The sequence below is a fragment of the Commensalibacter melissae genome (assembly GCF_009734185.1).
GTDB lineage: Bacteria > Pseudomonadota > Alphaproteobacteria > Acetobacterales > Acetobacteraceae > Commensalibacter > Commensalibacter melissae.
The window spans coordinates 1,483,474-1,505,913 of sequence record NZ_CP046393.1; the positions used below are offsets into that span (position 1 = coordinate 1,483,474).

Genomic DNA, 22,440 nt, shown 5'->3' on the forward strand with positions numbered 1-22,440 from the left:
ATATGCCTAAAAGAACTGATATATCATCAATCATGATTATTGGTGCTGGTCCAATTGTTATTGGCCAGGCCTGCGAATTCGACTATTCGGGTGCCCAAGCCTGTAAGGCCCTGAAGGAAGAAGGGTATCGCGTAATTTTATTGAATTCGAATCCAGCGACAATCATGACAGATCCTGATATGGCTGATGCAACCTATATCGAGCCAATTACTCCTGAAACGGTAGAACGCATTATTCTGAAAGAAAAACCCGATGCCATTTTACCAACCATGGGGGGACAGACAGCTTTAAATACCGCCATTTCCCTTGCAAAATCAGGTTTTCTAGAAAAAAATAATGTTGAGCTGATTGGCGCAAAAGCCGATGTTATCGACCGGGCGGAAGATCGTTTGAAATTTCGTGAGACCATGGATGCCATTGGTATTGAAAGCCCTCGCAGCGCCATTGCTCATTCTATGGAAGAGGCAAGAGAATCCTTAAAGAAAATTGGATTACCTGTGGTCATCCGTCCATCTTTTACTCTGGGTGGATCTGGGGGCGGTATTGCATACAACACGGATGAATTTGAAAATATCATCAGTGCGGGTTTGGATGCCTCTCCAACAACAGAAGTCCTGATTGAGGAAAGTATTGTTGGATGGAAAGAATATGAAATGGAGGTGGTCCGTGATAAGGCGGATAACTGTATCATCATCTGTTCCATCGAAAATATTGACCCCATGGGAATTCATACCGGGGATTCAATCACCGTCGCACCGGCACTGACTCTCACCGATAAAGAATATCAACGCATGCGGGATGCCTCGATTGCATGCCTGAGAGCGATTGGGGTTGATACAGGTGGATCAAATGTTCAGTTCGGTCTGAATCCAAAAAATGGACGTATGGTCATTATTGAAATGAATCCCCGGGTTTCGCGTTCATCCGCTCTGGCTTCAAAGGCCACCGGTTTCCCCATCGCCAAAATTGCGGCCAAATTGGCGGTAGGTTACACCCTTGACGAACTCAAAAACGATATTACCAAAACAACACCTGCTTCTTTTGAGCCAACCATTGATTATATTGTAGTTAAGATTCCCCGCTTTACCTTTGAAAAATTTCCTGGTACCCCAGCCCTGCTCAATACAAGCATGAAATCTGTTGGTGAGGCGATGGCTATCGGACGTAGCTTCCCGGAAGCACTTCAAAAAGGTCTGCGTTCTATGGAAATCGGTTTGACGGGACTTAATCCGGTAACCATTCCCGGAGATGGTGACGAAGATTCTTTCCGTGCAGCTCTTTCCCAACCAAGACCCAATCGAATTCTAGTGGCCGCTCAAGCCATCCGTGCAGGAATCTCACTGGAAAATATCCATGAAGCCTGCCATTTTGATCCATGGTTTTTACAACAACTTCAACAGATTATTCTTGTTGAAAATCAGATCGAGAAAAACGGATTGCCCTCTGATCCATTTGAACTAAGAAATATCAAGGCTATGGGATTTTCTGACAAACAGCTTGCAGAATTGACACAAAAATCAGAAAAGGAAATCGCGCAATATCGTCAAAAACTCAACGTTAATCCAATTTACAGACGAATTGACACCTGCGCTGGTGAATTTGCCTCTTCCACTTCTTATATGTACTCAACCTATGAGGGTGGTTTTAATACACCAATTTGCGAGAGCCATCCAACTGATCGTGAAAAAATCGTCATTTTGGGGGGTGGCCCCAATCGTATTGGACAGGGCATTGAGTTTGATTATTGCTGTGTTCATGCTTCATATGCTTTAAGGGAAGCAGGATATGAAACCATTATGGTCAATTGCAACCCTGAAACTGTCTCAACCGATTATGACACGTCTGACCGTCTTTATTTTGAACCTCTAACGGCAGAAGATGTCATTGCGCTTATTCGTCGCGAACAGGAAAAAGGGGTCTTAAAGGGATGTATCGTGCAATATGGTGGACAAACGCCACTTAAACTTTCCAAAGCACTGGAAGAAGCTAACATCCCCCTATTGGGTACTCCAGCGGATGCTATTGATCTTGCAGAAGATCGGGAACGTTTTCAGGCCCTGTTACAAAAACTTGGTTTACGGCAACCGTCAAATGGAATTGCTCATAATGCCGAAGATGCCGAAATAATTGCGGAAAAAATCGGTTATCCAGTGGTTATTCGCCCCTCATATGTGCTGGGCGGACGAGCCATGGAAATTGTCCATGATAGAAATAGTCTGCATCGTTATCTGAATGAGGTTCTTTCCTCTGCTGGTGTCGATGTATCTTCCGGCCCATTATTGATTGACCAATATCTTAATGATGCCATTGAAACCGATGTAGACTGTCTGGCCGATGGAGAGGATGTCTATGTCGCCGGCGTAATGGAACATATCGAGCAAGCCGGCATTCATTCTGGTGACAGTGCCTGCTCTATTCCACCTTACACCCTTTCACCCGCCCTGGTAACAGAATTGCAGGCACAAACCACGACCCTGGCAAAAGCTTTGGGGATTGTTGGATTGATGAATGTACAATATGCAATCAAGAATAATGAAATATTCATATTGGAAGTCAATCCACGCGCCTCAAGAACTGTTCCATTTGTTGCAAAGGCAACCGGGGTACCCATTGCCAAGATTGGGGCAAGAATCATGGCCGGGGAAAAATTGAGATCCTTTTCGTTGAAACAGCGTTCTGTTAGTGGTCATGTCGCCGTTAAAGAAGCGGTGTTCCCCTTTGCACGGTTTCCCAATATAGATATCATTCTCGGCCCTGAAATGCGATCTACAGGTGAAGTCATGGGTATTGACACGTCATTTGAACGTGCCTTTGCAAAATCTCAATTGGGTGCCGGTGTAACCTTACCCTTAACAGGCAATGTTTTCCTTTCGGTACGTCATAGTGATCGCCCCTCTCTATTGCCTCTGGGCAGAAAACTGATAGAAATGGGATTTAAAATTCTGGCCACACGTGGAACAGCCGAAACCTTAAAGAATGCTGGTATTGAAGCCAAGGTGGTTAATAAGGTATTGGAGGGTCGTCCACACTGTGTCGACGCGATCCTTTCCGGAGAAGTCCAGCTAATTATCAATACTGTTCAGGGTGCACAGGCAACCGCCGATAGTTTCGACATACGCCATTCCGCGCTGACCCATAATATACCCCACTATACAACTATGGCAGGTGCCGCCGCCGCCGTCCATGCCATTGCAGCTTTGCGTGAAGGCAAACTGGACGTGGCCCCGCTGCAATCTTATTTTAATCATTAAAATTCTAAGGTTATTTTCTTAATTAAAGCAGGTGATTATTATAAACCTGCTTTTTTTTATTAACTATATGTTTCCATAAATCCGGTAAAAATACTTCTTGCACAAGTACTGATTGACTGGAACAAATGAATACCGATCTTCTTGCCCATAAATCAACATGGCGATAATCTATTGGCAAGAATTCTCTAGGATATTTTGTTATTTCAATTTTTGATCTTTCAAAAAGATCTTTTTGAAATAATATAGATCCGAGCGGTTTATTGCCAATTGCCTGAAAAAGGTTTCCCCTGCAATCCTCCCCTTTGGACAGGATAATGCTACGGGCATATACCCAGGCTTGACCTTGTCCCTCCAAAACAACCTGCCTGACCTGTTTCAGACTTGGATAACCAACCTCTAATATCCCGCATTCATCTTCCCTGATTTTTTGTTTTTGTTCAGACAGACGCTTTAATGAAAATTGATTTTGACTTAAACGAATTAACCGTTTTGTCAAAGATTCCGAATTAAACAGCCATTCATCTTCATGTTTTGAAAGACGGGATTTCCATCGGGAGTGATCTGCCCAGCATAACTTTTTATGATACATGAAATCAAATATAGAGATTGAGAATTGATTTAGAAATAAAATAATGTAATATGCTACAAAAATTTTCTTTATAGAAAAATATGTTTATAATAACAATTGTATTTATATAATATTCTTAATTTGTTTCTTAAAGGACATTCAACTTTGCAAAAATTTCCAATGACGGCTCAAGGGCTACGACGTCTGGAAGAAGAGCTACGCAGACTTAAAGATAAAGAAAGGCCAGAAATTATACGTGCGATCGCTGAGGCACGCAGTCATGGCGACCTTTCTGAAAATGCAGAATATGAAGCGGCGCGTGAACGCCAGTCTTTTACTGAAGGACGCATACTGGAACTTGAACAGATAATTTCATCGGCTCAGGTTATCGATCCATCAAGCTTATCAGGAAACACTGTTAAATTTGGCGCAAAAGTTGTTTTGATTGATGAAGAAACAGAAAAAGAGTCCACCTTTCAAATTGTTGGACTTCATGAAGCCGATATCAAATTAGGTCTATTGTCAATTTCATCCCCTTTGGCCAAAGCTCTGATCGGTAAGGAAAAAGGAGCAACGATCTCTGTCCCTGCACCTGGGGGAGATCGATCTTATGAAATCCTTGATGTTATCTACGCTTAACCCCTGATTTATACTATTATGATTTCAATTAACGACGTCCATGATGCGGCGCAACGGATAAATAAAAATATTATCCGCACTCCCACCCTATTTTGTCAGTCCCTGTCAAAAAGAGTAAATGCAGATATCACCTTGAAACTTGAAAATCTTCAAGCCGTTGGCTCTTTCAAGGAACGTGGCGCTGCCAACCGACTTGCCCTGCTGACTGAAGAGGAAAAAAAACGGGGGGTTATCACCGTTTCAGCCGGCAACCATGCCCAAGGCGTTGCACGCCATGCACAATTATTAGGCATTGATGCGATTATTGTCATGCCGAAATTCACACCTGTGACAAAAATCAACCGAACTGCGGCCTGGGGTGCCAAGATTGTTTTGGAAGGTGAAGATTTTACCGAGGCCACCCAATATGCCAATCAACTCGCCAAGGAAGATGGACGTGTTTTCATTCATCCTTATGATGATCCCGCAGTCATGGCTGGACAGGGAACATTGGCACTGGAAATTTTCGAGGATACAAAATCAGATCTTGATTACCTGATTGTTCCCGTTGGCGGGGGTGGACTGATTTCAGGATGTGCTGTTGTAACTGCCGCTTTAAGACCCTACACAAAAATAATTGGAGTTCAAAGCGATCGTTATTTTTCATATTCCTTTGCCACTCATAAAGCGTTAAAACCACCTGGCGGTGCAACCATTGCGGAAGGTATAGCCGTTCGCAAACTAGGTTTTTATCCTTTTGAAGTCATAGAAAAATATGTGGAAGATATCGTTTCCGTCCCAGAGGAGGCCATTGAGGATTCTATAACCCTTGTAGCGGAACATGCCAAGCAAATTACCGAAGGAGCGGGGGCAAGTGGTCTGGCTGCCATTCTAACCTATCCAGAACGGTTCAAGGGTAAAAATATTGCCTTTCCCATCAGCGGGGGAAATATTGATACACGTATATTGGCCAACACCCTACTTCGAACCCTCCTACGGGAAGGAAGACTATTACGTCTAAGATTCTCAATTCCTGATCGTCCAGGTGTATTGGCTGACATTTCCCACATTATTGGAACTGAAAAGGGTGGAAATATCATAGAGGTATCACATCAACGGTTATTCTCGACCTCAAGCGTTCAATCGGCCATTCTCGAAATTATGGCGGAAGCACGCAGTGCAGAACATGCAGAGGAAATTATACAAAGTCTTCGAGAAAAATATACTGTCGAAAGAATTTAGTCTGAATTGATTGAATACGGATATATTTCAACCAATTCGTATTCAATCACCTTAATTAATTCAATGATTTTAAATCCTGTATAAACATTTATTTTAAAATTTATTTAAAGCTGTTGAATTAAACATTCAAAAATATTTTTTGATAAATTCATAGTCATATTTAAACTTTTATATAAAAAATTAATACTATTAATTATAACACTTTTAAATTACTTTTATTATTCATCAAATTATTTATAAAATATTGAGTATTCACCAAATAAAGTAATTTTAAACTTAATTATTTCTTTTAAGCCGCTTTTTAAAGAAAATAAATCATATATAATCAATTCTTCATAACAATGACAATTTCAAGATTTTATGCCACTTTATTTTCTTAATCTGTTTAATTTTCTTGTAGCCGATGTTCGGGACGGTTTAGGACCTTTCCTAGGTGTGTTTCTGCAGCAAAATCATTGGCAAGTTAATAAAATCGGTTTTGTCATGACATTGGCTGGGTTAACCAGCATAATCATCACCACACCCGTAAGTATGCTGATTGATCATATTCGTTACAAAAAAAATATAGGTATTATTGCCACAATCAGTATCATTATCGGCTGCTATTTTATCTATCATTATCCCAATCTGCCAATGACAATCATTTCTCAAATGTTAATTGCCATTGCCGGAGCAACCCTTATTTCAGCAACAGTCAGCATAACAATGGGATTGGTGGGACCCGATCTCTTTGATAAACAAATTGGGTATAATGAATCATTTAACCATGCAGGAAATGCTTGTGCAGCCCTTATAGCCGGAATAGCAAGTTATTATTTTGGATTAAAGGCTATTTTTATTTTAATGAGCTGTTCAGCATTCCTGGCTATTACAGCCCTTGCATTAATCCCATCCAGACAAATTGACAATAAAATTGCACGGGGATTAAATGTCAACCAAACCAGTCCCCAACCCTTTTTCAAACTCTTAAAAAATAAAAAACTTTTTATTCTTGCTGTTACGATCGGTTTGTTCCATCTTGCCAATGCAGCGATGCTTCCACTTTTAAGTCAATCAATGGTCGCAAAAAATATTATCAATAAACCGGGATCCTATACCGCCATGACGATCATAATTGCTCAGACAACAATGATCCCAATGGCCATTTTTGCCGCGTTTTTTGCAAAACGGCATGAATATAGAATTCTGCTTATTTTAGCCCTTGTTGCACTACCTGCAAGAGGATTACTGATTGGAACAATTCAACATCCCCTTGTTTTGCTTCCTGCCGAAATTCTTGACGGTGTTGGTGCTGGTCTGATCGGTGTTGCCATCCCTGGAATCGTTGCCAAGATAATGCAAGGATCAGGACGATTTAATACGGGACTAGGCATTATCTTCACATGTCAGGGATTATGCGCATCATGCAGTCATTATCTTGCAGGAACAATAGCAAAATACCATGGTTATGATCAGGCTTTTCTCACGCTTTCACTGATTGCCCTTTGTGCCCTGGTTTTCTGGTTGGTTTTTACTAAAGACGTATCTTTTGGCTAAATGAACTATTTTATTTGTCTTTCAAAATTGAGTGCGATCCCGTTGATACAATACCTTTCCCCATTTGGCGCAGGTCCATCCTGAAACAAATGACCCAAATGTGCCTTACATCTGGCACAATGAACCTCAATCCTTTTCATATGATGACTTGTATCTACTTCCGTTTCGATCGCACCATTTATTACAGAAAAAAAAGATGGCCAGCCACAACCACTTTCAAATTTCATATTTGCCTTGAACAGGGGTGCATGACAGGCAATACATTGATACACCCCTTCTCTCCATTCATAATTCAAAGGACTGCTGCCGGGTGCTTCAGTACCATGATCTCTGATAACGTGTAATTGCTCTGGAGTTAGATTCATCATCCATGAATTCTCTTTTTTCATTTTTAAAACCTTTATATTTTTAATTTTTTATAAAAAAATCTATTATTTACAAATTATTTCAATAATAATAAATAATTTTAATTTATTTAAACAATTATACTTATATTTATTAATTATTTTTATATAATTTCGTTAAAATTACTGATATTATTTCAAGCATTAAATAAATATCCCCATGAAATCAGATTATGAATCATAATATTATGATTTTCCAAAATATGGTTAGTTTATAAGATCATAGTCAATCATTGATAAAATTTAAATTCTGATTGCATTCATTCATCTACTTAACTAACTTTTAACTATATAACGTTCATCAAAAACGAAAATCAAAACGATCCATGAACAAATAAACAGGACATAAAAATGACTCAAAAAAAATATCGCCCCGTTATGCTGACAATCCTTGACGGATTTGGGTATAACCCAAATAAAAAAGATAATGCTATTGCCAATGCCAGTATTCCCAATATTGATGCACTTTTTAAAAATTCTCCACATGCTCTTCTTGATGCAAGTAATGAAGATGTTGGATTGCCTCATGGACAAATGGGAAATTCTGAAGTCGGACATATGAATATCGGCGCTGGCCGTGTCATTATGCAAGAACTTCCAAAAATTACCCATGCCATTAAAACTGGAGACATTCTGAAAAAACCATTGTTTAAGGATTTTGTTGAAACCCTGAAGAAAAATGGCAAGACTTGCCATTTACTCGGACTTTTCTCACCAGGAGGCGTGCACGCCCATCAGGAACATGCCATTGGTCTGGCCAAGGCCTTACACGATTATGGCATTAAAGTTGCACTACATGTCTTTACTGATGGACGTGACACTCCTCCTGAATCTGCGAGGGGCTATATTGAGACGGCTTTAAATGAACTACCAAAGGATGTAAAGATTGCCACTGTTTCAGGACGTTATTATGCAATGGATCGTGATAAACGTTGGGATCGTGTTGAAAAAGCCTATGATGTTATTGTAGAGGGCAAGGGTCCTCACAAAACGGATGCGTTAGCTGCAATCTCTGAATCATATAATCAAAAAGTTACCGATGAATTCATCGTGCCAACAGTTATTGGTGATTATAAGGGAATGGAGGATCAAGATGCCGTTTTATCCTTTAATTTCAGAGCTGATCGTATCCGTCAGTTAATGGATGCGTTATTGGAACCTGATTTTACAGGTTTTAAACGTACCAAAACCGTCCAATTTTCTAAAGTGTTGGGGATGACACAATATAGCGATACATTAATCAAGAAAATGGGCGTGCTATTCCCACCAGAAACATTAACCAATGTTCTGGGTGAAATCGTTTCCAACGCTGGATTGAAACAGCTCAGGGCTGCGGAAACGGAAAAATATCCTCATGTCACTTATTTCTTGAATGGTGGTCGTGAAGACCCCTTCCCTGGCGAGGATCGTATTCTGGTCAACTCTCCAAAAGTTGCAACTTATGACCTTCAACCTGAAATGTCGGCACCCGAATTAACTGAAAAAGTTGTAAATGCCATCAACAGTGAAAAATATGACCTGATCGTTGTCAATTTCGCAAATCCTGACATGGTGGGTCATACAGGTAAGATTGATGCTGCCATTAAAGCGGTTGAAGCGGTTGACAAAGCTATAGGAAAAATTGTTCCAGCCATCAGGAAACAACATGGAGCCCTAATTATTACGGCTGACCATGGAAACTGTGAAATGATGGTTGATGAAAAAACTGGTGAACCTCATACTCAACATACGCTTGACAGAGTTCCCGTTATCCTTGACGGTGTTGAAAATGTTCAACTGCATGACGGTCGTTTGGCAGATCTGGCACCAACGATTTTAAAATTGATGAATTTACCACAGCCCAAGGAAATGACAGGTAAAGTGCTGATCAAAGAATAAAATATTTATCAACCGAGTTTTGCATGTCATTAACGAACCTTTAGAATAATTCATTCTAAAGGTTTTTTATGATCTTCATTTTATCACTGTAAAATTTTAATATATCAATGATTGAATATTTTTACATAAATTGAATTTATCGAGGCCGTTCTGAAACTCTGTCATTTATCTTCATTTTTTAAATTTCATGTTTTTATATTTATAATCCAGATAAGTATTTTCCTTACCGGATTACCCCATCATGCCTGTGCTCAAGAGCAAAAGCAAACGAGATTACAGCAAATTCTGAATAAAAGCGAACAAACACAAAAAAAGCTTTTGAAAGAAAAAGAAAAAATAAATTCAAATTTGGAAACTATTCAAAAAGAAAAACAACGTGCAATTTTAAAAGCCCGGCAAGATAAAAAGCGAACGCATCAAATCAATAACAATATGGTTCAGGCAACTGAAAAACTACAGACAACCGAAACCCGAATTCAGGAAATTAACAAGGAAATAACAAATCTGAAATCTAAGATTGTAACCTTGAATATACAGTTGCAAAACGAATCAAAAAATTTTTCCAAATTCCTCCCCTTAATTGAACGGTTATCCCTATATCCCTCAGATACATTACTCGCGGCGCCTTCGCCATCCTCTCATACAACAATAGGTTTGTCCATCATACAGAACCTATCCAAGCAGCTGGAAAATCAGGCAAAAGTTCTTAAGCAACATAAAGAGGAAATCAATCAGCTACAAAATCAATTTACAATTCAGATCACGAATCTTGCCCAACTTCACAAAAAACAGGAAAATGAACAAAATCAATTAACCAAGGCTTTAAAGCAGGCCCGCATCACTCAACAGGAATCTGCCAAAACGGTTTTTGAGATTTCCCAGAATGCCGCTAATGCAGCTCAGAAGGCGCAAAGTCTTAATGATGCAATTCGACAGATCAATCTAACAAAAATCAGGGCACAACGCGCTTTAAAAGCTGAAATTATCCGCGCGCAAAGAGCACATAATATGGCACGATTGCAGAAAGCACGAAAAGAGTCAGCCATGATCTCATCAGCCAACAACGGTCCTGGTCTCAATTCAAGAACCACATCCAAGGCCAATGCACCCGTCATCGGACCCATTGTCTCATTATGGGGAAGTAAAACAGAAACTGGTCCAGCGCAGGGAATTACCTATGCCCCCCAATCTCAAGCAACAGTCCGTTCCCCTTGCAGCGGATTAATCGAGTTCGCTGGACCTTTTAGAGGGTATGGGCACATGATCATTCTGAATTGTGGAAAAGGCTACCGGTTCGTGTTGGCTGGTATGGATAGTTTATCCGTAGCCATTGGACAATCGATCCAAAAAGGGATTATGATCGGTCAAATGCCGGCCTGGTCAGGCGGAAAAACCGGACGTCCCACCCTTTTTGTGCAATTACGACGGGGCGAGAGAGCAATCAATCCATCTCCTTTTTTATAAGATAATTTCATTTAATTTTATAATGGTAAAGATATTTCTTAACATATAACATGATTTTATTTATAAAAGACAGGTTAACATTTCCACTTTAGGATCAAGTATTAGGAGAAAATCAGCATGAAGTTCCGTACAGGATTATTGCTAGGTACGACACTTTTTATCGCTGGCATTGGATTGGGACCACAGATTCAAAATTGGATACGGTCGGATAACCAACTGACCATTCAAGCATTGGCCGAAGATGTAAAAAAAGATCAGGTACAAAATAACAGTGCTGAAACCTATCGCTTACTCACCTTATTTGGAGATGTGTTTGAACGCGTTCGAGCCGGCTATGTTGAGCCTGTTGCGGACAAGGACTTGATCACCAATGCGTTGAATGGAATGTTGACAGGACTTGATCCCCACAGTTCATATATGACGGAAAAACAATTTGCCAACATGCAGATTCAAACCAAAGGTGAATTTGGTGGCCTTGGCTTGGAGGTACAAGAAGATGATGGGCATATTAAGGTAGTTTCACCAATTGATGGAACACCTGCCGCACGGGCCGGTATAAAACCCGGGGATTATATCATTGCGATTGATGGCAAAAATATTGACGGAATGACCCTTAATGCAGCCGTCGATAAAATGCGTGGCAAACCTAAAACACAAATCACCCTGACTTTGATCCGTCTGAAAGAACCGAAACCTATTAAAGTAACCCTGATCCGTGAAATCATTCACATTCAAGTAATAAAGTCAGCTCTTTATGATCGTATAGGCTATATTCGAATTTCTCAGTTTAACGAAGAAACAGAGAAAAATATGCGTCAGGCCTTTGATAAACTACAAAAAGAAAGCAACCATAAACTTGCAGGTCTGGTCATTGACCTTCGTAATGATCCAGGCGGGCTACTTGATCAGGCTATTTCTGTCAGCCGGGATTTCATTAAGGAAGGTGCCATTGTTTCAACCAAAGCACGCAATCCTAAGGATAATCAAAGATGGAATGCCAAGGGGAAAGATATTACCAATGGATTGCCTATTGTCGTTCTTATTAATGGAGGTTCAGCATCGGCAAGTGAAATCGTGTCTGGAGCCCTGCAAGATCATCATCGTGCTGTCCTCGTAGGGGAAAAAACCTTTGGTAAGGGATCTGTTCAATCTGTCATGCCTATTCCTGGAAATGGTGCAATCCGCCTAACGATAGCGCGATATTACACACCATCTGGCCGTTCAATCCAGGGGTTGGGTATCAGCCCCGATATCAAGGTGCAAGATAGTTACGATGCACCAGAATTTAGCATTCGTGAAGCTGACCTAAATCATATTATCAAAAATGAAGGCGGAAACCAAACCAAAGCTCCCATCAGAAATGATCTACCTGCAATTGCGAAATCAATACCGGCCCAGCCTCCTAAAGATTGGGCAAAATTTGATTATACGAACCCCTCAACTGATTTCCAGCTACAACAGGGTCTAAAAGTTATAAGATCCATGGCCGGATTATCCAATGATAAACCTTTTCCTATCCCATTAAAAAAATCGGCCTCTTTGGACAGTAAAGGTAAAAACACCGTTCAGCAAAAACCTTCCAACGATAACAAAGCCAATTCTTCAAAACAAGAACAAAAGCAGCCCAATCATCAGGACAAGTCTGTTCCTGATCATCCTGCTATCCATTCCAAATAAGGATTTTATCATGAAAGCCCTACCTTATCGTCGTAATGTTGCAGCTTTTATCCTTAACAAAAAAGGGGAAATTTTCATTGCATTACGCCATGATCTGGCAAAAGATGGGATATGGGCCTTTCCCCAAGGTGGGATCGACAAAAATGAAACCCCGCAAGAAGCGCTTAAACGTGAATTGTTGGAAGAGATTGGTACAAGTAACATAGAAATTCTGGAGGAATATCCCGAATGGTTATCCTATGATTTCCCATCCAATATAATTGGCAATCCTCTTAAACGTAAGTATAAAGGACAAAGCCAAAAATGGTTTGCTGTTAGATTTCTGGGGAAAGATAGCGATATTGATCTAAATACCCATAATGAAAAAGAGTTCAATGAATGGAAATGGATTTCATTTTCCGAATTGGCGAAAATCAACACCGGGTTCAAACATGATCTTTATCAAAAAATAGCCGAATATTTTCATAAATACATGTAATTAGCTATCTGCCTTTTTTTTCTTTGCTGTATAGCCATCCAGAAAAAAACAAAATGGTACGAGAAGAAAAGCCAAACAACCTAAAATCATAAATACATCGTTAAAGGCCAAAATTGCCACCTGTTTAATGAAATCCTGATAAAGATACTTCATGGCTGTTTCTGCCTGATCCTGTGTTGCATATCCCAATTGCTGAGCCACTGCACGCATATGTGCCAAATAATCATTAAAAGGCTGATGGAAAGGAGACATCCAATGTACCATGTGTGCCTGATTTACCTGCCTTCTTTCAGTGATTAAAGCTGTTGCTCCAGAAATACATAAGGCCCCCAATACGTTTCTTGTCATACTAAACAATGCCGAAGCATCTGCATTATATTTTTCTTCAATTGTCATAAAGGCAATAGTTGAGAGAGGAACAAATAGGAAAGCGAGACAAACCGATTGTGATATCCTGTACATGACCAAATGCAAAAAATCCGAATTTGGCACCAAGTTGGCTGAATAAAACAACGCGCAGCCGAATAGGAAAAAACCCATCGCTATTACATAACGTATTTGAACAACATTGATCACTTTGCCAATAACAGGAATTAAAATGATGATGGCAATCCCACCTGGTGTCAGAACCAATCCCGAAAGAAAAGCCGTGTATCCAATAATCTGCTGCGTAAATTGTGGAACAATTACAGCTGATGCATATAGACATCCACCCAATCCAGCCATTAAAATTGAGCTTATTGCAAAATTACGATCTTTGAATACTTTTAGATCAACAACAGGATTTTCAGTATAAAGAAGCCATATTATTGCGCCTATGATACCAATTACGGAAAAAAAACCCAACCAACAGATGAAACCCGAACCAAACCAGTCAGCATTTTCCCCACGATCCACCATGATTTCCAGGCAACCAAGTCCCAGCGTTATTAAGCTGACTCCAATATAATCAATTCGTTCACTACGCTTTCTGGCCCATGGCGGATCATCAACAAGCATGGCCACTGCAAACACTGTTATAATACCGACAGGAACGTTAAGAAAAAAAATCCACCGCCAGGAATAACTATCCGTGATCCAACCGCCCAAGGATGGACCCAATACAGGTGCAACCACAGTGGCAATTGCCGTTAGTCCGAAAGCTGCCCCCCGTTTATCTGGAGGGAAGGTATCGAGAATTATCGATTGCTGGTTTGGTTGAAGCCCCCCTCCAAAAAATCCTTGCATTAGACGGAATAAAACGAGCTGAGCCAAGCTATTCGCGATACCACATAAAAAAGAAGATACGGCAAACATGAATATACAAATAAGAAAATAACGTTTTCGTCCAAGGATCCTTCCTAACCATCCCGAAATTGTTAAAACAATTCCGTTAGCCGCCAGATAGGAGGTCAATGACCAAGTCGCATTATCATAGGTTGTTGATAAACTGCCGGCAATATGGGGCAAAGATACATTGACAATTGTCGTGTCCAGAATTTCCATAAAAGCGGCAAGAGTTACGACAATGGCAATTAACCATGGATTATGTTTTGGCTTCCATTCCTCTTTTACGGTATTTAAGGTAGCGGATTGACTCATTTCGTGTAAACCGTTGGCACGACTGAAAGACCTATGGCCAAGGGAACCTTGGGATCCAGTCCTTCATCAATCAATATTTTAACAGGAACACGCTGTACAATCTTAACATAGTTACCCGTAGCATTTTCTGGTGGAAAAGCACTAAAGACAGATCCCGTTCCTGCCTGGATTGAATCAACATGGCCCTTTAGATTCATAAATGGATATGCATCCACCTCAATTTTAACCTTTTGACCCGGACGAACATTGGTAATCTGTGTTTCCTTGTAGTTTCCAATTACCCAAACCTCTGGTTCAACTATGGATAAAAGGGATTGACCAACGGTTACATAACTGCCCTGCTCAACGTTACGTTTGGAAATCCATCCATCATGCGGTGCCCTGATTTCAGTCCATCCAACATTTAAAGCGGCCGTTTCCAATTGTGCTTCTGCTGCCTTAACAGCCCCACCCTGATCAGAAACCTTACTTTTGACATTGCCAATATTGGCTTCGACTGGAGTGGCAATTAAATAATTACCTTCAGCTCTGTCCACTTCCGCTTTTGCCTGGTTAAAAGCGGAAGTGGCATAATCAATCGCCTGCTGGGTTGTAGCAGGACGCGCAATATTATGTTGACGAACATAATCCGTTTTGGCTTTGAATAATTGCGCTTTCGCGGCTTCCAGTTGTCCCTCGGCAACTTTTAGCTGACCTGGATAATTCTTTTTTGCAACTTCCAATAAATATTGTGAGGCAAGATACTGAGCTTTTGCCCTTTCCAAATTACCTTGCGCCTGTAAAAGAGATGCTTTGTAATCCCTTGCATCAATCCTCAACAAAACCTGACCCTTATGGACAAACTGATTATCATTGACCAATAATTCAGTCACGTAACCATTGACATGCGGTGCGATCGTAATGGCACGCCCGGCGGTAAACGCATCATCCGTACTAACATCATTACGTGTAAACCACCAATATAAACCAATTAAAATGACAACAATGATCATAATGAAAAACATTAGATACCGGATTGCCTTTTTTTTATTTTTGGGATTGGTGGATTTTTTTTCTTCAGATGAATCAAGATCCTGTTTCGAGTCAGTTGTATCCGCTGTCATAAATGTCCATCCACAATGATAAAATTATTAATAATCCAGATTCTGAGTCTGTATCAATCTGGCATACATGCCCTGCTGTTTCATTAAATAATCATGATTTCCCTGTTCTACAACTTTTCCATCCGAAACAACGATAATGACATGGGCTGTTCGTATAGTAGACAAACGGTGGGCCACAATTAAAGTCGTGCAATCCCTTCGCAGTTTAGCCAAGGCTTTTTGTATGACATGTTCACTTTCCGTATCCAATGCACTTGTCGCTTCATCCAATAACAATAAACGAGGGTTTCTTATTAACGCACGTGCAAGGGCAATTCTCTGACGCTGACCTCCTGAAAGACATTGTCCACCATGACCAACATTTGTATCCAGGCCTTTTGGTAAATCTCCAAGAAAACGATTGATAGCTGCCCCTTCCAAGACTTTTTCGATCTCCTCTTTGCTTGCATACGGATTACCGATCCGAATGTTATCGATAATAGACATATCAAATAACAACGGATCTTGTGGAACATAGGCGATTGCTGAACGCAATTCATGAATTTTGATGTTCCGCAAGTCAACTCCGTCAAAAATGATCTGTCCCTGCTGTATATCGTGTAGACGAGGGATCAAAGTCAACGCCGTTGATTTTCCCGCACCCGAGGGACCAACCAGGGCAACAGTCTGGCCCGGTTCAATTTCAAAATTCAAACCATGCAATCCGACTTCACGATCTGGATAAATAAAATGCACATTTTGAAATTGAATTTTCCCTTTTCCATTAGGTAAAGGCAGTGCATTCATTTTATCTTTTATTTTGATAGGTTGATCAATAATATTAAAAATACGGTTTAGACCAGATATGCCTTCCTGCATTGCCGCATTTAAAGATCCCAGGGCCCGCAACGGTCTTGCCGCCAAAAGCAAAGCCGCTACAAAGCCTGAAAAATCCCCCAAGGTTGCACCGCCCATCGCGGCACGCCAGCCAGCAAATCCTAAAACCGCCGCAACGGCACTTCCTCCCAAAACCTCCATAATTGGATCAACTTTTGCACGACCTCGAATAATTTTTAGAGTAGCATCATATAATTGATCAAATGATTGACCCAACCGTCTGATTTCACGCTTTTCCATTCCATAGACACGAACGGTTCTAGCCTGTGAAAAAGTCTCATTCAATAACGCTGCGGTTTTTCCAACCTGTTCCTGCATATTTCCGGATGCTTTGCGCACTCGCTTTCCCAATTTTTGAATAGGTACAGCAGCGATTGGATATAATAGAGCCGCGATTAAACTCAACTCCCAATCCATATAGAACATCGAAACAATCAAACTAATAACCGTAATTGCATCTCCAAACGCATTAACCATTCTTATCATGGCTTCACGTATGGATAATGCATCAGTGGTAAAACGGGCGGAAAGCTGTGCGGGGGCTTCCTTTTCAACTAACGAGATATCTGCATGAACCAGATGCAAGAACATTTTTTTCTGCAGCCCCCGTATAATCTGTAAAACCAAATCTTGTACGGAAAGCGTCTGAATATATTGTGACGCGGCCTTTGCGGCCGTCACCATAACAACCAGGGCAGGGATCTGATACAAAATTCGAGGATCATTATCCTTAAACATATCCAATGCGCGCTTTATCACCAAAGGGTATAAAGCTGTCAATCCGGCCATAAAAATTGTCGAGATAACAATCAATAAAATACGTTTCGGATAAAAACGTATTTGCTCTCTCCATAAACGTTGAAGAAAAGGCCAACTTTTATCTTCCCCCAGTATCAGGGATAAAAACATCTTTCTTTTAGTTTGTTTCTTATTGTTTTTTTGTTCTTGATTCACACTTTGATACTTTTACATGGAGCAAATGATATGAAAGCTTTTTAACCCAAATTAAAATATTAAATCGAATATTTAATCTGTATTTTTCAAACTGTGTCTTTTTAACCACTCTATACAATCCAAGGCGGAAGCATAACATCCACCATCAATCCACCATATTTTAACCGATTCAAGAATTTTCCCCATTATTGGACCTTTTTCAACTCCCAGTTCAATTAAATCCTTACCTTTTACGGGGAAAACTGGTGTCGGTATATCAATAACCCGTTTACGCCATTTATCCCATAGAATGAAATCATCATCCTGGTGTTTAATCTGTTCTAGCCAGCTTTGGCCAATAAGAACGTCAAGAGAATATAATGCCTTTAATTGAACAAGCCGCTTATCCGATGCATCGGCTTTTAAGGATAACGGTTTTTCCAATCTTGATAAGAATTTAGCATCTTTATTGGACAATTTAAACTTTTTTGCAACTAATGTGGCAGACCCCTTAATTAAGGCAGACAAGCGAATAATTGCATTATCAGGCACTCCTGCCGCGATAAGTTTAAGAAACGGATCAATACGATACCCAAAAGGCATTAAAATGGTTAAAACCCCATATCTATCCATCAAATTTAATACATCCCCCGCTCTTGGACCCGTGATAATCTTTCTTAATTCTGACCAAACTCGCTCTGCCGACAAAGTATCAAGCTGTGTCGCATAAAACTGAATGGCATTCACAGCATCTAAATCCGGTTGAGTTTTGCCATAGCGTGCATAAAAACGAAAATATCTTAAAATCCTTAAAAAGTCTTCTGCAATACGTTCATGTGCCGTTCCTACAAAACGAACATGACCTAATGAAAGATCTTCCTGTCCATGGAAATAATCCCATAATTTTCCATTTTTATCACAATATAAAGCATTAATTGTAAAATCACGTCTGGCAGCATCCTCTCGCCAGTCCTGTGTCCAAACAACCTTGGCATGTCGCCCATCAGTCTTAATATCCTTACGTAATGTCGTTATCTCATATGAATGATGATTTATTATTGCCGTAACTGTTCCATGTTCAATACCTGTAGGTATCCCCTTTATCCCTGCCCGACTTAATTTTTCAATTATACGGTCAGGGAGATCCATGGTTGCGATATCAATATCAGAAATTGGTTTCTGAACAAGCAAATCCCGAACCACACCGCCAACTAAGCGTGCATTAGGAAAAATATCCCATAATTTTTTTAAATCCTTTTTGGATTGATCAGGTAATTTATCCAAAATATTCATGAAACAGTCACTTTTATAATCATTCTATTGAAACGACCCATCCTATTCCTTAGAGATTAATTCAACAACAGACCCATCAATAATTCTTTGCGGCTTTGCAAACCTGTCAGTAAACAATACAAAATTAAAATTATTTTCTTGAAAATTTATATCATTCCCATTTCAATTCTTTCTTGATGAATAATGGTTATGTTATAAATCTATCATATCCACATCATTCCTATTCTGAATTTTATCATTATGTCATAACAAATAAACTGTAAATGCATATCCATGAACTTAATATGCAAAATATCTTTTGAAATATGATATAAAGAAAGTGTTTCTTATTCATGATTGATTTGATAAAAGAAATATTAGCTTCAGGATTTTGGTTTCTATCAAGAGAATAATCACATGAATTATCAATCTCGTTTATTATCTTTGCTATTCTGCCTTGCGTTCAGCGGATATTTTACATTACCTGTCCTGTCTGGCGTTGCCCAGACAGCAAAAAACAACCCTGAACAAAAAACATCAAAAGTAACTTCTTCATCCAAAAACAACAAGCAAAATAGTCAAGCAAACAAAACATCAACAAATGATGACGATGATGATCCAACTGATGATGATTCAAATGATGATGATAGCAAAAATCCAACACAATCCCTCTTTGAAGCGATCAATGTCGGAAACCTTTACGCTGCACAAGATGCTTTAAACCGTGGTGCCGATTTACATGCAACCAACGTCTTGGGTCAAACACCTCTGGAAATGTCCATTGATCTTAATCGCGATCGCATCACCTTTTTGCTTTTGTCAATGCGTGGCTATAATAACTCACCTCAAAAACTAAATGGTGATAGAGAAATATCAACGGTTTCGGTTAAAAGTGAAAAAGGACATTTATCCATTAAAGGTCAAAATCAACGTAAAACTGTTTCAAATCTCAACCAATCAAACACATATTCACATTATAACAATATTTCCAAACCTGAAATCGGCTTTCTCGGTTTTAACAAAAGCTAGGTTTTACATTCGAATTTAAGATTTGGCCAATTTAGTCATTGCATTATATTCATTACGCAATATATCAAGAGCATATAATCCTCCATTTCTTTCGAAATGCCAAAAGGTCCATCCATTACAAGAAGGTGAATTTGTTACAAGGGCCCCAATTTTATGAATGGAACCTCTTTTGTTTCCACTGATAACAGTGCTATCGGATGTTACTGTAGCAAAAACGCGTTTATTTCGATCCATCAAGATTGTTCCTGGCTGAATAAATCCCTGTTCAATCAGGTTTCCAAAAGGAACACGAGGAATCTCTCGTTTGGAAGGGGTGACTTTAATATCTTCAATCGATAACGGCTTTTCATTGTTCACACGTCGAAGGGCGGCTTTCATATAGTCTGGATGACGTTCAATCCCGATATAACGTCGCTGAAGTTTTTTTGCCACAGCAAGGGTTGTTCCAGTTCCAGCAAAAGGATCCAATACAACATCTTCAATATTTGTAGAGGACAAGATAACGCGATATAGCAGGCTTTCTGGTTTTTGGGTCGGATGTAATTTTAGTCCATGTTCATTTCGAAGTCTTTCATGTCCAGTACATAAAGGCAGAAACCAATCAGAACGCATCTGAATATCATCATTTAAGGTTTTCATGGCCTGATAATTGAAACAATATTTACTATCAGCATCTTTGGCTGCCCATATTAATGTCTCATGCGCATTGGTAAATCGTCTTCCCTTAAAATTTGGCATGGGATTGGATTTCCGCCAAACAATATCATTCAAGATCCAGAAACCAAGATCCTGTAAAATTGCTCCAATTCTGAAAATATTATGATAGGAACCAATAACCCAAATTGTTCCATTTTTTCTCAATAAACGATGACATTCCTTCAACCAGCTTCGACAAAATTGATCATATAGTTGGAAACTCTTAAATTTATCCCAATCTTCATTAACCCCATCCACGATTGTATCATCTGGACGACGCAATTCTCCCTGTAATTGCAAATTATATGGGGGATCGGCAAAAATACAGTCAATTGACGCAGAAGGTATGGTTTTCATGACCTGAATACATTCACCATTCAAAATCTGATCCAAAGGTATATTTAATTTTACTGCTTCACTCATAAAATCCTTGACCTTTTACTTGCTCTTTTTGCTCTACATCCATTGAAAACGAAAATTGTCTTACGGTGATATATCCTTGGCGATGATGTGGAGAACAACCATATTTCCTCAAGGCCTCACGATGCATAACCGTTGGGTACCCCACATTATGCTCCCATCCATACCGATCCCATTTCCGTGCCAGACCGACCATCAGCTTATCACGCAAAACCTTTGCGATAATTGATGCCGCAGCAATTGAATATGAAAATCCATCCCCCTTGATAATGGTTTGCGTGGCACATCCAAAATCAGGAGCGATCGTTCCATCAACCAATACAAGATCAGGAAGAATATTTAGTTTTGATACAGCCCTTTGCATTGCCAAGCTGGCAGATTTCCTGATATTTAAATGGAAAATTTCATCAACTGATGCCGCGGCCACACCAATCTTGACATGCGGCATTTGATTTAAAACCGCATAAATTTCTTGTCTCAATGCAGATTTGATTTTCTTTGAATCATCAAGCAATTCTGAAATATCCTCAGGAATATTTTCCTGAAACATTACAGCGGCAGCAACAACAGGACCAGCAAGACAACCCATTCCCACTTCATCCACGCCTGCAATTGATACTTTATGATGCATTCTACTCAAATAATTCGTTTCTAAACCAATAACCTACTATACTCAACGAGTCGCAAATGAATAGCCCTAAAATGAAAAAAATAAAAAAAGCTGTTAATAACTTCTGATTAACAGCTTTTTTAAGCCTAAATTTTAAATTTAATTATTAACTTATTTACATTTACGATGTTTACAACAACATTTAAACATCCTTGATAAAAATGTTCCGGCAATCAAAGCGATAACCAATGCTGCAACAGGACGGTTCCGAATGAAATTCATCAAGCATTCCATTTTTCCCTCAGAACCATATAGACGCGAAAATTCATTATCGGCAACACCCGCAAAATCCTCAAAACGTTTTCCTTTTTGATCAGATGCTTTATTTCTTAAATCCTGGCCTTTTTCTCTGGCCTGGTCCGCGACGTTTTGAACCTTGTCTTTTAATTGATCAATAGTATCCTGTTTTTTATCCTGGGCACGAGAAAAGGCATCCTGTGCTTTATCTTTGGCATCATCAATCGAGCTGCCAATTTTTGCACCAACTTCCCTTAAAGTATCTTCCATATTCTTTGACATTGTTCCCTCCTTTAAAAAAGGATTGCAATCTTATCATTTTTTTATGTTTTTAAGTGTATCTTTTGCTTCGTTTTTCACCGATTCATAATTTTGTTTGGCATGGTCAACCGCGTCCTTTAATTTTGCCTTTCCATCCGTTAATGTATTTTCAATTTTTTCAGCAGTATTTTTAATAAAATCTTTTACATTACTCATATTATGCACCTTTTATAATAACAATTCATA

General features: G+C 39.5%; 19 protein-coding genes. 9 read left to right on the forward strand and 10 right to left on the reverse strand.

Features of this window, described 5'->3' with window-relative positions:
• Positions 1-2: 2 nt before the first annotated feature.
• The gene (gene carB / locus GN303_RS06565) at positions 3-3,251 is read left to right on the forward strand and encodes a carbamoyl-phosphate synthase large subunit (protein ID WP_110438361.1); all 3,249 of its coding nucleotides are present in this window, start codon (positions 3-5) and stop codon (positions 3,249-3,251) included.
• A gap of 22 nt (positions 3,252-3,273) precedes the next feature.
• Here the strand turns inward: carB and GN303_RS06570 are convergent, their stop codons facing one another.
• The gene (locus GN303_RS06570) at positions 3,274-3,840 is read right to left on the reverse strand and encodes a chorismate--pyruvate lyase family protein (protein ID WP_110438362.1); all 567 of its coding nucleotides are present in this window, start codon (positions 3,838-3,840) and stop codon (positions 3,274-3,276) included.
• A gap of 144 nt (positions 3,841-3,984) precedes the next feature.
• Between GN303_RS06570 and greA the strand changes: the two genes are divergently transcribed.
• The 3 genes from greA to GN303_RS06585 all read left to right on the forward strand — a co-directional run bounded on the left by greA (position 3,985) and on the right by GN303_RS06585 (position 7,215).
• Positions 3,985-4,458: a transcription elongation factor GreA gene (gene greA / locus GN303_RS06575; RefSeq protein ID WP_110438619.1), complete on the forward strand. Its 474-nt coding sequence runs from the start codon at positions 3,985-3,987 to the stop codon at positions 4,456-4,458.
• Between the two features lie 18 nt (positions 4,459-4,476).
• Positions 4,477-5,679 carry a threonine ammonia-lyase gene (locus GN303_RS06580; protein WP_110438363.1) on the forward strand — a complete coding sequence of 401 codons (1,203 nt, stop codon included), beginning with the start codon at positions 4,477-4,479 and terminating at the stop codon, positions 5,677-5,679.
• Between the two features lie 360 nt (positions 5,680-6,039).
• Positions 6,040-7,215 (forward strand): MFS transporter, encoded by a 1,176-nt coding sequence (locus GN303_RS06585; RefSeq protein WP_110438364.1) that lies wholly within the window; start codon positions 6,040-6,042, stop codon positions 7,213-7,215.
• Between the two features lie 5 nt (positions 7,216-7,220).
• Here GN303_RS06585 and msrB read toward each other — a convergent pair whose 3' ends face one another.
• A complete protein-coding gene (gene msrB / locus GN303_RS06590; RefSeq protein ID WP_110438365.1) occupies positions 7,221-7,604 on the reverse strand; it encodes a peptide-methionine (R)-S-oxide reductase MsrB in 384 nt (127 codons plus the stop codon).
• Between the two features lie 366 nt (positions 7,605-7,970).
• On the opposite strand from msrB, the gene gpmI reads away from it, so the two are divergent.
• The 4 genes from gpmI (at position 7,971) to GN303_RS06610 (ending at position 13,116) form a co-directional block, all read left to right on the forward strand.
• Positions 7,971-9,497 (forward strand): 2,3-bisphosphoglycerate-independent phosphoglycerate mutase, encoded by a 1,527-nt coding sequence (gpmI, locus tag GN303_RS06595; RefSeq protein ID WP_110438366.1) that lies wholly within the window; start codon positions 7,971-7,973, stop codon positions 9,495-9,497.
• Positions 9,498-9,815: 318 nt separating this feature from the next.
• Entirely contained in the window at positions 9,816-10,961 is a 1,146-nt protein-coding gene (locus GN303_RS06600; protein WP_110438367.1) for a murein hydrolase activator EnvC family protein, read from the forward strand.
• 117 nt (positions 10,962-11,078) lie between these two features.
• Complete coding sequence (locus GN303_RS06605) at positions 11,079-12,638, forward strand: S41 family peptidase (RefSeq protein WP_110438368.1); 1,560 nt, start codon at positions 11,079-11,081, stop codon at positions 12,636-12,638.
• A gap of 10 nt (positions 12,639-12,648) precedes the next feature.
• Entirely contained in the window at positions 12,649-13,116 is a 468-nt protein-coding gene (locus GN303_RS06610; protein WP_110438369.1) for an RNA pyrophosphohydrolase, read from the forward strand.
• Here GN303_RS06610 and GN303_RS06615 read toward each other — a convergent pair whose 3' ends face one another.
• The 4 genes from GN303_RS06615 to GN303_RS06630 form a co-directional block, all read right to left on the reverse strand.
• Complete coding sequence (locus tag GN303_RS06615; RefSeq protein WP_110438370.1) at positions 13,117-14,697, reverse strand: DHA2 family efflux MFS transporter permease subunit; 1,581 nt, start codon at positions 14,695-14,697, stop codon at positions 13,117-13,119.
• Complete coding sequence (locus tag GN303_RS06620; RefSeq protein ID WP_110438371.1) at positions 14,694-15,800, reverse strand: HlyD family secretion protein; 1,107 nt, start codon at positions 15,798-15,800, stop codon at positions 14,694-14,696. Before GN303_RS06620 ends, GN303_RS06615 begins: the two co-directional genes overlap by 4 nt.
• Positions 15,801-15,827: 27 nt before the next feature.
• On the reverse strand, positions 15,828-17,585 hold the full coding sequence (locus GN303_RS06625; RefSeq protein WP_110438620.1) for an ABC transporter ATP-binding protein: 1,758 nt from the start codon (positions 17,583-17,585) through the stop codon (positions 15,828-15,830).
• Positions 17,586-17,702: 117 nt separating this feature from the next.
• A complete protein-coding gene (locus tag GN303_RS06630) occupies positions 17,703-18,902 on the reverse strand; it encodes a CCA tRNA nucleotidyltransferase (protein ID WP_110438372.1) in 1,200 nt (399 codons plus the stop codon).
• Positions 18,903-19,298: 396 nt separating this feature from the next.
• Between GN303_RS06630 and GN303_RS08835 the strand changes: the two genes are divergently transcribed.
• Positions 19,299-19,910 (forward strand): ankyrin repeat domain-containing protein, encoded by a 612-nt coding sequence (locus GN303_RS08835; RefSeq protein ID WP_197037447.1) that lies wholly within the window; start codon positions 19,299-19,301, stop codon positions 19,908-19,910.
• 15 nt (positions 19,911-19,925) lie between these two features.
• On the opposite strand, the gene GN303_RS06640 is transcribed toward GN303_RS08835, so the two are convergent.
• From GN303_RS06640 to GN303_RS06655, 4 genes are all read right to left on the reverse strand, one after another.
• On the reverse strand, positions 19,926-21,029 hold the full coding sequence (locus GN303_RS06640) for a site-specific DNA-methyltransferase (RefSeq protein WP_110438373.1): 1,104 nt from the start codon (positions 21,027-21,029) through the stop codon (positions 19,926-19,928).
• Complete coding sequence (locus GN303_RS06645) at positions 21,022-21,657, reverse strand: ribonuclease HII (RefSeq protein ID WP_110438374.1); 636 nt, start codon at positions 21,655-21,657, stop codon at positions 21,022-21,024. The genes GN303_RS06640 and GN303_RS06645 overlap by 8 nt, the downstream gene beginning before the upstream one ends.
• A 150-nt stretch (positions 21,658-21,807) precedes the next feature.
• The gene (locus tag GN303_RS06650; protein WP_110438375.1) at positions 21,808-22,215 is read right to left on the reverse strand and encodes a hypothetical protein; all 408 of its coding nucleotides are present in this window, start codon (positions 22,213-22,215) and stop codon (positions 21,808-21,810) included.
• A 33-nt stretch (positions 22,216-22,248) separates the two neighbouring features.
• On the reverse strand, positions 22,249-22,410 hold the full coding sequence (locus GN303_RS06655) for a hypothetical protein (protein WP_155565769.1): 162 nt from the start codon (positions 22,408-22,410) through the stop codon (positions 22,249-22,251).
• Positions 22,411-22,440 lie beyond the last annotated feature (30 nt).